Source organism: Herbidospora yilanensis, assembly GCF_001570565.1.
Taxonomy (GTDB): Bacteria; Actinomycetota; Actinomycetes; order Streptosporangiales; family Streptosporangiaceae; genus Herbidospora; species Herbidospora yilanensis.
The window spans coordinates 23,453-34,630 of the sequence record NZ_BBXE01000039.1; the positions used below are offsets into that span (position 1 = coordinate 23,453).

Below are 11,178 nucleotides of genomic sequence, written 5' to 3' on the forward strand. Positions count from 1 at the left end.
GTCCCTCCGGCCCTGCTGTCACGAATCGTGCCCCTCTCCCGTTCATCGCGCATGACGAAAACGCCCCGCATCGCGGTCCTGGGAGCCGGATACACCGGACTGACGATCGCCAACCTGCTCGCCCGGCGCACCGCCGCCGACGTCACGCTCGTCAACGACCGCGCCCACTTCGTGGAACGCATGCGCAACCACCAGGTCGCCGCCGGCCGGACGGCACGCCGCCTGCCGCTGCGCGACCTGCTCACGGGGACCGGCGTCCGGCTGGTCGTCGACCGGGTCACCCGCCTGGACGCGGTCGCCCGGCACGTCGAACTCGCCGGCGGCGCGCAACCCCTCTCCTACGACCTGCTGGTGTACGCCCTGGGCAGCCACGCCGACCTCGACGCCGTCCCCGGCGCCGCCCAGCATGCCTACGCGGTGGCCGGCGTCGGACAGGCGGAGCAGCTACGCGAACGGCTGCGCGGCGCGGGCACGGTCGCCGTGGTCGGCGCCGGGCCGACCGGCCTGGAGACGGCCGCCGAACTGGCCGAGACCCACCCCGGCCACACCGTGCGCCTGATCACCGCCGGGACACTGGGCCGCGAACTGACCGAACCCGGCCGCGACCACCTGCGCCGCGTCCTGGACCGCCTCGGCGTCCAGGTATGGGAGAACACCGCCGTCGCCGAGGTCGGCGCGGACGGCGTGCTGCTGGAGGACGGCCGCCACCTCGCCGCCGACGCGGTCGCCTGGACCGCCGGGTTCACCGTCCCCGCCCTGGCCGGACAGGCCGGCCTCGCCGTCGACGAGCGCGGCCGCATGCTCGTCGACGCCACCCTGCGCTCCCGCTCGCACCCCGAGGTGTACGGCATCGGCGACGCCGCCGCCGCCCGCGCCGGGGACGGCCACGTGCTGCGCATGGGCTGCGGACCCGGAAGCCTGGCCGGCGCGTGCGCCTTCCACGCCATCACCGCCCGCATGGCCGGACGCGACCCCAGACCCCTGCGCGTCAAAGCCGACACCCTGTGCATCGGCCTCGGCGCGTGGGACGGCGTCCTCCAGCACGTCGGCCTCGACGGCGCCCCGCACGGCAAACCGCTGACCGGCCGCCCGGTGGCGCTGATCAAGAAGGCCGTCCTGCGCACCACGGGCCGCTACAACCTGCGCCACCCCGGCATCAGCGTGATCGCCGCCCGCCAGGGCTGAGGGTCTCATCCCGCCGGAACACGCACCGCCAGCACGACGATGTCGTCGACGTTGCCGCCCTCGCCCGCCATCTCGTCGGCCAGTTCCTCCAGCAGGCCCGGCAGCGCACGCCCGGCCCGGCCCGGCAGGGCGGCGAGCAGGCGCGCGGTCGCGGCGTCCAGGTCGACGCCGGGGGTCTCGATCAGGCCGTCGGTGAACATCACCAGCAGCGTGCCGGGCGGCAGCAGCCGGGTCGACTCGGTGCGCGGGCCGTAGGTCTCGTGCGGGTCCAGGGTCGGGAAGAACATCAGGTCGTGGACGGCGAGCTCCTCGGCCGTGCCGTCCGGATGGACCAGGATCGGCGGCGGGTGCCCGGCGTTGGTCCAGGTCAGCTCCCAGCCGCCCGGCCGGGGCACCAGATGGGCGTGCACGAGGCTGCCGGTCGCCTGCGGCAGCACGAGTCGGCAGGCGCGCTCCAGCGCCGTGACCGAGGTGGCCGGTCCCTGCCCGGGGTGGTCGACGCCGGCCTGGCGCAACATGCTGCGCACCTGGCCCATCAGGGTCGCGGCCTGCATGTCGTGGCCGGTGATGTCGCCCACCGTGACCGCCAGCGCCTGGCCGGCCTCCCCGCCGGTCTCCCCGCCGGTCTCCCCGCCGGTCTCCCCGCCGGGCAGGCGCAGGAAGTAGGCGTCGTACCAGTCGCCGCCGACCAGGTCGGCCGTCATCGCCGGGCGGTAGAGCGCCGCGATCTCCAGGCCGCACACCGGCGGCAGGTCGGTCAGCATCGCCCGCTGGAGCTGGTGGGCGACGGTCACCCGCTGGTGCAGCACATGGGCGCGCTCGACCGCGCGGGCGGTGTGGCCGGCGACCGCCAGCAGGACCGCGCGTTCCTCGGCGTCGAGCGGATGCGGCCGGTCCCAGCCCAGCACCAGCACCCCGACCGGCCCCGTCACCCCCGGCAGCGGCACGCACACCGCCGACTTCAGCCCCAGTTCGGTGAACGCGGCCAGCGCCGCGTCGCCGTAGCCGTCGTGCAGGGCGGCCGGGTCGGTGAGCTCGACCATCCGCTCGCGCCGGAACGCCTCGGAGGTCGGGCCGCGGGGGTCCACGTCGTACTGCCGGGCGCTGGTCTCGACCGTGGGGGGGATCTCGTCGTCGATGATCCGGCGCAGCCGTCCGTCCTCGGCCAGCACCAGGCCGACGTAGACCGGCTCCAGGTCGCTGCCCATCAGGCGGTGGACGCGCCGCCGGATGTCGACCAGGCTGGTGGTGCCGGACAGGTCTTCGGCCAGGCTCAGCAGCAGTTCCGACCGCGACAGCGCGGCCTTGGCCTCGGCGAGGTGGTCGTGTCCTTCCCCTGTCATGGCCGGCCTCCCGGGTGAGCTCCTCCTCACCCTCCCCTACCCGAAAAGGCGCTCAGGTTGCCACGCCCATGGCGTGGCCGACCGTCGAGGGCTGGTTCGCCATGGCCAGCATGGCGGCGGCCACGTCGGCGCGCGGGATCGACAGGCCGCCGCGCAGGTTGCGGTCGGGGGCGGTGCGGTAGCGGCCGGTGCCGGGCTTGTCGGTCAGCCGGGGCGGGCGCACGGACGTCCAGTCCAGGCCGCTCCCGCGCAGCACGTCCTCGGCGGCCGACAGGTCGGCGTACACCGACGGAAGGGCCCGTTTGACGATCGGGGTCAGCACATAGCGGGCGAACGGCCCCTCGCCCGGGTCGTGCCGGGGGGCGTCGGGGTTGGCCGGGGTGGGGATGGTCGAGACGGGGGCGGCGCTGACGATGAGGATCCGGCGGGCGTGGGCGGCGTGCATGGCCGCCACGATCACGCGGGTCGCGGCCGTCACGACGCCGCGGTCGTGCTTGGGCGAGCGCGGGCCGACGCACGACAACACCGCGTCGGCGCCCTCGCAGGCCACGACGAGTTCCTTCTTGTCGGGCGCGACGCGCAGGTCGGCGACCATGACGTGGTGGGGGTCCAGCGACAGGCGGGCGGCGTCGCGGACGACCACGGTGACCTCGTGGCCCGCCTCCATGGCCTGTCGGAGGCATTCGCCGCCGACTCCGCCGGTGGCGCCGAATATCGTGATCTTCACGGATTCCTCCGAAACGCGAATAGTATGAAAGTCGTATTATATGGTTTCAGTATCGTCCATCCAGGATGCGCTGCGCGCGTTGACCGCCCAGGTGTCGCTGCTCAACCAGCAGGTCGGCGGGCGGCTCGACCTGCGCCCGGTCGACCGTGACTGCCTCTATCTGATCTCCCGGCACGCCCCCATGACGCCCTCGGCGCTGGCCAAGCTGGCCGGGCTCCATCCGGCGACCATGACCGGCGTGCTCGACCGGCTGGAGAAGGGCGGCTGGATCGCCCGCGAGCGCGATCCGCAGGACCGGCGCGCGGTGCTCGTGCGCCCGCTCCCCGGCCGGGTCCCCGAGATCGTCGCCCTCTACGCCGGCATGACCCGCGCCCTCGACGGCATCTGCGCCGGCTACTCCCCCGAGGAGCGCGCCCTCCTCCTCGACTTCATCACCAAGGTCACCGATGCCGCCACCACGGCGAAAGATTCCCTATGACTCCCTATCAAAGGGAGTGATAGGGTGCGTGAATGGAAATCTTCACGTCCCCCGACGCCGGACGCGCCCTCCTCGACCGCTACCGCGAACTGCTGGACACCTGGCCGGTCGAGGCCGACCACCTGACGGTCCCGACCACGCTCGGCGACACCTTCGTGCTCGCCTCCGGGCCGCCCGACGCGCCGCCCGTGATCCTCGTGCACGGCGCGGTGGCCAACTCCCTCACCTGGTTCGGCGACATCGCCGCCTGGTCGAAGGACCACCGCGTCTACGCCGTCGACATCCCCGGCGAGCCCGGCCTGTCGGCCCCCCACCGGCCGCCGATCGGCGACTACCCGGGCTGGCTCGGCGAGGTCATGACCGGGCTCGGCTGCGCGTCGGCGTCGGTGGTCGGGCTGTCGCTGGGCGGCTGGATCTCGACCGGGTTCGCCGTCGGGAACCCCGCGCGGGTCGAGCGGCTGGCGCTGATCTGCCCCGGCGGGATCGGGAAGGTCCGGCGCGGCCTCCTGCTGGTGGCGCTGCTCCTGCTGGCGGTCGGCCTGCGGAGGCGCTCGCAGAAGCTGATCCTCGGCGCCGACCTGAGCGCGACCGGATGGTTCGGCGAGTTCCACGAGCGCGTCAACCGCGTCTTCAAGCCGCGCCGCGACGCCCTGCCGATCTACACCGACGCCGAGCTGGCCGGGCTGACCATGCCGATGCTGGTCATCGCGGGCGACCGCGACGCCCTGATCAACGGCCCCGAGACGGCCCGGCGCGTGCGCGCCGGCGTCCCGAAGGCCGACGTCCGCCTGCTCCCCGGCGTCGGCCACCTCGTCACCGGCCAGACCGAGACGATCAGGGAGTTCCTGTCCTGAGAAAGGCCCGCGCCGTTCATCGGCGCGGGCCTTTCTCCTTCTTTACGGCTCCGCCCACCCCGGGCGGTCCACCCTCACGGCCGGCTCGGCCGAACCGGACGCGCATCCCGGTGAGCCACCGCCACGACCAGCACCAGCGGCCCGGCCGCCAGCCACCACCCCTGACCGGGAGTGGCCCACGTGCCCGCCCCGCAGGCCAGCACCGGCACGGCCCCCGCCAGCGCCACCGCCCGCCCCTCCACGTGACGCACCGCCCACCCGGCCCCGGCCAGCGCCAGCAGCAGCGCCACCACCGCCTCCCCGGCCAGCACCCCCGGCACCCCCGCCAGCCGCCACGCCAGCGCCCACGCCGCCCCCGCCACGAGAGAGGCCATCAGCGTGCGGGCCCACTGACGCACCCAGCGCGGCACCGGAGTCGCCGCGGTCGCCGCGGCCATCCCGTCGACCAGCGCGAACGCCGCCGCCGAGGCGAGCACGGCCCCCGCCGCCCGCACCACCGCGACCCCGAACTCGGCGGGGACCAGCCAGGCCCCGGCGACCGCGAGCGGCGCCGCCACCGCGAGGGGCGCCCAGTCGATCGCCCGGCCCAGCGGCACCACCAGCGCACCGTTCACTCCGCCTCCCCGCACGCCTTCGCGCCGCCGATCGGCGCGATGCCCAGCAGCGGCGCGGCCTGCTCGGTCGTGGTCGCCGGGTCGGTGAGCACCGCCCAGTTCGCCCTCACTTTGACCGCCGCTCCCGGGTCCGCCAGCAGGGCGCGGGCGTTGACGAGATCCGCGCCGTCGTAGACCACGCCCGGCAGCCGTCCCGGGCTGACGGAGGACCTGCCGCTGTCGGTCAGCGGGTACTCGTGCCAGCCCGGGCCCTTCTCGATCGGGTCCGGTGGGCGCGTCCAGTCGGCGGGCGCGCTCTCCTCCAGCCCGGAGACCAGCCCGGTCAGCCACAACGCCACCACGGTCTGCGCCTTACCGCAGGCCGGGCCGCCCTCCAGACCGGCCACGCCGGTGGCGACCCGGCCCGCGACGGACATCTCGGTCACGCCGGTGAGCCACACCTGCGGCAGGCCGCCGAAGGTGTCCTGGCGCAGCGCCGGCATGTCGGCCAGCGCCTCCGGCGGCACCGCCGACGTGATCGGGCGCAGCGCCGCCGCCCACCGCCCGACCCACGGCTCGTATCCGGCCCGCGGGCAGAAGCTCAGCCCGTCGAGCTGCCGGCACGCCACCGGCGGAGGTTTGGGCAGGTAGTCGGCCTGGGCGATGGCCGGGACCGCGATCGCCGTCGCCACGGCGGCCACCGCCGCGGGGACCAGCCGCAGGCCGTGCCGCAGGAGGGCCACGGCCCCGATGGCGACCGCGAGCAGCAGCAGGTAGAGCAGGTGGAGCGCCGACGGGCGCGGGCCGAGGGTCGGGTCGTGCAGGGGGATCCACGGGAGCGCCCAGCCGCCGTATTCGCCCAGGCCGTTGACGAAGATCAGGGCCAGGAAAGCGAAGATCACCAGAAGCGGGGTGAACGGCCAGGGTGTCCAGCGGGCCAGCGCCGCGCCCACGGTCGCCGCGAGCGCGGCCAGGGCCACCCCGTTGAGGGCCTCCCACACGTCGAGCGATCCGGCGGCGGGGCCGCGCAGGTGGCCGTACAGGACCAGGGGGACGATCACCACGGCGGCGGCGAGCGCGCCCACCACGGGCGCGGCCAGCAGGACCGCGCGGGTCCGCGACGGCGCGCGGCCCGGCAGGGCGGCGAGGGTCTCGGGGAAGCGGCGGTCGCGCCCGGCCGCCAGATTGGCGGCGACCAGGACCGCCCCGGCCACCAGCGTCGAGGCGGTGACGGCGCGCAGGGTCACGACGGTCAGGTCGGGCCACCACTGCGCCGCCCGCACGCCCTCCAGGGCGATCGCGAGCACGGCCGCCGCCCAGATCAGCGGATTGCGCAGCATCCGGCGCAGCTCGAACACGGTGAGCGTCACGCCGCCACCTGCTCCCCGCCGAGCAGCAGCAGGTAGCCGTCCTCGACGCCCGGCTCCCCCGGCACGGCCGCCGGCGGCCGGTGGCCGAGGGTGCGGTAGCGGCCGTCGGGGGTGCGCCAGAAAGTGCCCTCGGGCGGGGTCGTGGTCAGCCACACCTGCCCGGCCGCCTGCGCGGCGAGTTCGCCCGGGGTGCCCTCGAAGACGACCCCGCCGGTCCTCATCACCACGACCCGCTCACACAGCGTCGTCACGTCCTCGGTCTGGTGGGTCGACAGCAGGACGGTACGGCTCGCGCCCAGCCTCGACAGCAGCGCCCGGAACCGCATGCGCTGCTCCGGGTCGAGCCCCACGGTCGGCTCGTCGAGGATGAGCAGATCGGGGTCGCCCAGCAGCGCCTGGGCCAGGGCCAGCCGCTGCCGCATCCCGCCCGACAACCTGCGGACCTTCGTGTGGGCGCGGTCGCCCAGGTCGACCTCGGCCAGAACGCGGCGCACCTCGTCGTGGCGGGCCCGCCGATCATCGATCTCCTTGAGGATCGCGACGTACTCCACCAGCTCGAACGCCGTGAAGTGGGGATACGCCCCCGGGCTCTGCGGCAGGTAGCCGAGGCGGCGGCGGATCGCCAGGCGCTGCTCCCGGTCGGCCGGGTCGAGCCCGAACGCCGCGACGCGGCCCGCGTCGGGCGCGAGCGTGGTCGCCAGGACGCGGATCAGCGTCGTCTTCCCCGCCCCGTTGGGTCCGAGCAGGCCGGTGACGCCCCGGCCGAACGCCAGCGACACCCCCTCCAGCGCGGTCCGGCGGCCGAACCGCCGGGTCAGATCGTGCACGGTCAGAGTCGGTTCCATCGACGTGCCCCCAGATAGATGAACGGAACGAGCACGACCGCGTAGACGGTCTGCGCGGGCGCCGCGAACACGGCCTCCCGCCCGGCCAGCACCACCGCCAGCCAGCCGCAGGTCAGCAGCGCCGACGCGTGGTGCGGCGCGATCCGCGTGCCGAGCGCGAGCACCGCACCCGACAACGCCAGGGCGGGCAGCAGCCAGGCTGCGGTGTAGTCGGGCAGCGCGCGCGCCGCCAGCGCGGTCACCAGCAGCGCGGTCACCAGCACGGCCAGCGCGCGCAGCAGCACGACCCGGGTGCGCGGGATCGGCGCGGCGGCGATGACCTCGTACAGCGAATCGGCCCGCGCGCCCGCGGCGGCGATGCCGAGCAGCGGCAGCACCGGCGCCACCGCCAGAAAGACGATCATGGACCGGTCGGCGGTGTGCGCGGCGAAGACCGCGAACGCCAGCGCGCCCGCCACCCCCAGCAGCCACGACCGGGCCAGTCCCGGTGTCGCCGACAGGAGCACCGCCACATGGCCGGGCACCCCCAGCGCGGTCAGGAACCGGGTCAGCGGGCGCGGCCGGGGCCGGTCGACGACGTCGGCGATCGCCGCCCACGAGGTCTCCAGCCACGCGCCGTCGGCGGGGAAGGCGGCCTGGCAGGCGGAACAGGACTCCACGTGGGCCTCGACCGACATGGCCGTCGCGTCCGGCAGCCCGCCGCCCAGATAGGCCGCTCGCAGATCGTCGGGCACGTGCCACTCGTTCATGTGAGCAACTCCCTGAGCTGGGCCTTGGCCCGCATCACACGGGTCTTCACGGTGCCTTCCGGGACGCCGAGCAGGTGCGCGGCCTCCTTCACGGTCAGGCCGTCGAGGATCGTCGCCTGGATCGCCGCCCGCAGGTCGGGCGACAGCCGGGACAACGCGGTCCCCAGGTCGCCATGCTCGACCGCCCGCAGGACCAGGTCCTCGGCCGACTCGGTCACACCCGGCTTGCCGGTCACGGGGGCCGGACGGCCGCGCAGCGCGCTGACCAGCCTGCGGATCGCGATCGTCCACAACCACGCTCCCGCCGCGCCCTCGGAGGGCCGATAGCGGCCGGCGTCCTGCCAGACCGCCACGAACGTGTCCTGCACCGCGCTCTGCACCAGGTCGGGATCGCCGCACCGCCGCGCCAGCCGCGCCCGCAACCAGGGCGCGTGGCGGTGGTGCAGGACACGCAGCGCCTCCATCTCGCCGCCCGCCACGGCGGCCAGCAAGGCGGCGTCGTCGCTGTCTGGGCTCATACACCCCCTATCGCGGGAAGGGCCGCGAAAGGTTCCGCCGGACCTGAACAATTCGGGTGAACTCCGGCGAGCTCACCCGCTACCGTCATGTTCGTGACCAAGCTCAACCAGATCCTGGCCGTCGAGAAAGGCGTCAAGGCCGACGTCCAGCGCAAGGTGACGGACGCCAACACCCTCATCCAGAAGGCGCCGCTGCTGTCCGGCATCTCGCGCACCTACCAGCCGATCGACGACGAGGGCGAGCAGCTCCCGCCCGAGTCGACGCGCGTGCAGGTGCAGGCCGAACAGGTTCTGCGGGACGTCACGGTCACCCTGACCCGGCTGTTCGACGTCACCGCGACCAAGGACGTGGCCAACTGCTCGGCCAAGGCCGACGTCGTCGTCGACGGGACGGTCCTGGTCCGCGACGTGCCGGTGACCTACCTGCTGTTCCTGGAGAAGCAGCTCACCGACCTGCACGGCCTCATCTCCCGGCTGCCCACGCTCGACCCGTCGGAGACCTGGTCGCTCGACGGCAACACCGACACCTGGCGCACCGAGCCGGTCCGCACCACCCGGACCAAGAAGGTGCCGCGCAACCACGTGCTCGCCGAGGCGACCGACAAGCACCCGGCCCAGGTGCAGGTCTTCACCGAGGACGTCGTCGTCGGCTACTGGACGCGCGTCGCCTTCTCCGGGGCGCTGCCCCAGCGGCGCGTCAACGAACTGCTGACCCGGCTGACCAAGTTGCAGGAGGCGGTGAAGTTCGCCCGCGAGGAGGCCAACGGCACCGAGATCACCGACCAGCGGATCGGTGAGGCGCTGTTCGGTTACCTGCTCGGATGACCCCAAGGACCCCCGCCCGCGAGGGCGGGGTGCGCGATGAGCGCAAGCTGAAACTGAAGCATCACGACTGAACGACGGTGACAGCGCAGGTTCGAATCCTGCCCCCCGCATCCCACGCGGGGGTGGCCCAACCGGTAGAGGCAGCCGTTCAAACTCAGGCTCTCGCTCCAGACTCAGCATTGCCGCCGGTCGCCGGAGCGACCGGTCACGGACGAAAGTCGTCAGGTTGGGGGTTCGAATCCCACCGGGTGCTCTCCCTGCGCCCGTAGCTCAACGGAAGAGCGGACGACATGACCGTGATCCGTGGCCTTCAAAGGCTCCGGCACCGCGATGTGGCGGCGTAACGGCCCCCGGGATTCAGGGTATTTCCTGGGGGCCACCGCCGTTCGCGGGTGTCAGTCGCGCCGGCGGAGTTCCTCGTTCATGCGCAGCGCCTCGGCGAGCTGGTCTTCCAGGATGATGATGCGGCACGCCGCCTCCACCGGGGTGCCGCCGTCGACGAGTTCGCGGGCGCGGGCGGCCAGCCGGAGCTGATAGCGGGAGAAGCGGCGGTGACCTCCCTCGCTGCGCAGCGGCTCGATCAGCTTGGCGGCGCCGAGACTGCGGAGGAAGGCCGGGGTGACACCGAGGATCTCGGCGGCCCGGCCCATGCTGTACGCGGGATAGTCCTCATCGTCGAACCGTTGTTCTGAGGCTGACGCCTGATGTGCTTGATCCACTCAACCTTCCTGAAAACGCGAACAGGGGCCCCGGCGCGGTGATGCGCCGGGGCCCAGAGGTTTAACACCATCCACCGGCCATGTCGGCCGGTTCACCTATGTGCGTGGATCGCATATGCGTGACCGTAGACCACCATCCTGTTCATGGAGCTCCGGTACCCGTGCGGCCGAAAGCGGCCGGCGACGGGCGATCCCTGATGGCGTTCAACACTCCTTTCCGGTTATCTCTGCTTCGGCGCCTCAACCGTCGGCGCCTGATTCGTGCAACGGCGGCGCGTCCACCGTCCCGGCCCTGTCTGACTTCGCCGGCCGCGACGGTCCGACCTTCCGCCTCCTCCGCATCGTTACTGCTTCCACGCTCGTCCAGGCAGGTCGTCGTGATGCTCGTGCTGCCCTGCCCTCGTGGTTTCTTCTCTTACGCTGATACAAACCTTATCCCCCGCGTCGCCGAATGTCTATCGCGACGACTACAGATTTTCTTCCTTCTCCCGGTCAAGGATCAGGTGGTCCCCGAGTGCGGCGGCCAGGTCGCCGGCCGCCCGGATCTGCGCGGGTGTGAGGCCGTCGACGAACAGTTCGCGGATGGCGCGCAGGTGCGGGACGGTCGCCCGGTGGAAGGCGGCGGCGCCCTCCTCGGTGAGCACGGCCTCCGCGCCCCGGTTGTCGCTCGTGCAGTTCTCCCGCCGGATCAGGCCGCGCCGGTCCATGCGCCCCAGGTGGTGGGACAGGCGGCTGCGCTCCCAGCCGATCGTCGCCGCCAGCTCCGAGGAGCGCAGCCGGCCGTTCTCAGCCTCGGTCAGCGCGAGCAGGACGCTGTAGTCGCCCGTCGACAAACCCGACTCGCTCTGCAGCCGGGCGGCCATCGCGGCCCGCAGCGCCTCCGTCGTCTCGATGAAATCCCGCCAGATCCGCAGTTCCTCCCGGGTGGGGAACCGGCCTCTGCGCTGCGTCAACGTGGTCTCCTCCCCGCCG

General features: G+C 73.4%; 13 protein-coding genes. 4 read left to right on the plus strand and 9 right to left on the minus strand.

Annotated features, from left to right (window positions below; translation table 11 throughout):
- Positions 1-51 precede the first annotated feature (51 nt).
- Complete coding sequence (locus AW273_RS29945) at positions 52-1,185, plus strand: NAD(P)/FAD-dependent oxidoreductase (RefSeq protein ID WP_062355402.1); 1,134 nt, start codon at positions 52-54, stop codon at positions 1,183-1,185.
- 5 nt (positions 1,186-1,190) lie between these two features.
- Here AW273_RS29945 and AW273_RS29950 read toward each other — a convergent pair whose 3' ends face one another.
- Both AW273_RS29950 and AW273_RS29955 read right to left on the minus strand, forming a co-directional pair.
- Complete coding sequence (locus AW273_RS29950) at positions 1,191-2,528, minus strand: PP2C family protein-serine/threonine phosphatase (RefSeq protein WP_062355405.1); 1,338 nt, start codon at positions 2,526-2,528, stop codon at positions 1,191-1,193.
- Positions 2,529-2,580: 52 nt separating this feature from the next.
- Positions 2,581-3,255, minus strand: a complete 675-nt coding sequence (locus AW273_RS29955) for an NAD(P)-dependent oxidoreductase (RefSeq protein ID WP_062355408.1) — start codon at positions 3,253-3,255, stop codon at positions 2,581-2,583.
- A gap of 40 nt (positions 3,256-3,295) precedes the next feature.
- On the opposite strand from AW273_RS29955, the gene AW273_RS29960 reads away from it, so the two are divergent.
- Positions 3,296-3,733, plus strand: coding sequence for a MarR family transcriptional regulator (locus AW273_RS29960; protein WP_062355411.1), 438 nt, complete (start codon positions 3,296-3,298; stop codon positions 3,731-3,733).
- 32 nt (positions 3,734-3,765) lie between these two features.
- Entirely contained in the window at positions 3,766-4,587 is an 822-nt protein-coding gene (locus AW273_RS29965) for an alpha/beta fold hydrolase (protein WP_062355414.1), read from the plus strand.
- Between the two features lie 74 nt (positions 4,588-4,661).
- Here AW273_RS29965 and AW273_RS37565 read toward each other — a convergent pair whose 3' ends face one another.
- From AW273_RS37565 to AW273_RS29990, 5 genes are read right to left on the minus strand one after another with little or no spacing between them, the layout of a single operon-like run.
- Positions 4,662-5,201 (minus strand): hypothetical protein, encoded by a 540-nt coding sequence (locus AW273_RS37565; protein WP_062355416.1) that lies wholly within the window; start codon positions 5,199-5,201, stop codon positions 4,662-4,664.
- Positions 5,198-6,550: a hypothetical protein gene (locus AW273_RS29975; RefSeq protein ID WP_062355419.1), complete on the minus strand. Its 1,353-nt coding sequence runs from the start codon at positions 6,548-6,550 to the stop codon at positions 5,198-5,200. Before AW273_RS29975 ends, AW273_RS37565 begins: the two co-directional genes overlap by 4 nt.
- Positions 6,547-7,395 (minus strand): ABC transporter ATP-binding protein, encoded by an 849-nt coding sequence (locus tag AW273_RS29980; protein WP_062355421.1) that lies wholly within the window; start codon positions 7,393-7,395, stop codon positions 6,547-6,549. The genes AW273_RS29975 and AW273_RS29980 overlap by 4 nt, the downstream gene beginning before the upstream one ends.
- Entirely contained in the window at positions 7,380-8,144 is a 765-nt protein-coding gene (locus AW273_RS29985) for a zf-HC2 domain-containing protein (RefSeq protein WP_062355425.1), read from the minus strand. Before AW273_RS29985 ends, AW273_RS29980 begins: the two co-directional genes overlap by 16 nt.
- Positions 8,141-8,662, minus strand: a complete 522-nt coding sequence (locus AW273_RS29990; RefSeq protein ID WP_062355428.1) for an RNA polymerase sigma factor — start codon at positions 8,660-8,662, stop codon at positions 8,141-8,143. The genes AW273_RS29985 and AW273_RS29990 overlap by 4 nt, the downstream gene beginning before the upstream one ends.
- 93 nt (positions 8,663-8,755) lie before the next feature.
- On the opposite strand from AW273_RS29990, the gene AW273_RS29995 reads away from it, so the two are divergent.
- On the plus strand, positions 8,756-9,487 hold the full coding sequence (locus AW273_RS29995; RefSeq protein WP_062355618.1) for a DUF7873 family protein: 732 nt from the start codon (positions 8,756-8,758) through the stop codon (positions 9,485-9,487).
- Positions 9,488-9,882: 395 nt separating this feature from the next.
- Here the strand turns inward: AW273_RS29995 and AW273_RS30000 are convergent, their stop codons facing one another.
- Together AW273_RS30000 and AW273_RS30005 are read right to left on the minus strand one after the other, a co-directional pair.
- A complete protein-coding gene (locus AW273_RS30000; RefSeq protein ID WP_083950153.1) occupies positions 9,883-10,137 on the minus strand; it encodes a MerR family transcriptional regulator in 255 nt (84 codons plus the stop codon).
- A 536-nt stretch (positions 10,138-10,673) separates the two neighbouring features.
- Entirely contained in the window at positions 10,674-11,159 is a 486-nt protein-coding gene (locus AW273_RS30005) for a MarR family winged helix-turn-helix transcriptional regulator (protein WP_062355434.1), read from the minus strand.
- Positions 11,160-11,178 lie beyond the last annotated feature (19 nt).

What these genes read in the sequence shown, in the direction of transcription:
- AW273_RS29985 (WP_062355425.1), bottom strand. Translation starts at nt 8,144, where the DNA reads ATGAACGAGTGGCACGTGCCCGACGATCTGCGAGCGGCCTATCTGGGC.
- AW273_RS29965 (WP_062355414.1), top strand. Translation starts at nt 3,766, where the DNA reads ATGGAAATCTTCACGTCCCCCGACGCCGGACGCGCCCTCCTCGACCGC.
- AW273_RS29945 (WP_062355402.1), top strand. Translation starts at nt 52, where the DNA reads ATGACGAAAACGCCCCGCATCGCGGTCCTGGGAGCCGGATACACCGGA.
- AW273_RS29960 (WP_062355411.1), top strand. Translation starts at nt 3,296, where the DNA reads ATGGTTTCAGTATCGTCCATCCAGGATGCGCTGCGCGCGTTGACCGCC.
- AW273_RS29980 (WP_062355421.1), bottom strand. Translation starts at nt 7,395, where the DNA reads ATGGAACCGACTCTGACCGTGCACGATCTGACCCGGCGGTTCGGCCGC.
- AW273_RS30000 (WP_083950153.1), bottom strand. Translation starts at nt 10,137, where the DNA reads ATGGGCCGGGCCGCCGAGATCCTCGGTGTCACCCCGGCCTTCCTCCGC.
- AW273_RS29990 (WP_062355428.1), bottom strand. Translation starts at nt 8,662, where the DNA reads ATGAGCCCAGACAGCGACGACGCCGCCTTGCTGGCCGCCGTGGCGGGC.
- AW273_RS29950 (WP_062355405.1), bottom strand. Translation starts at nt 2,528, where the DNA reads ATGACAGGGGAAGGACACGACCACCTCGCCGAGGCCAAGGCCGCGCTG.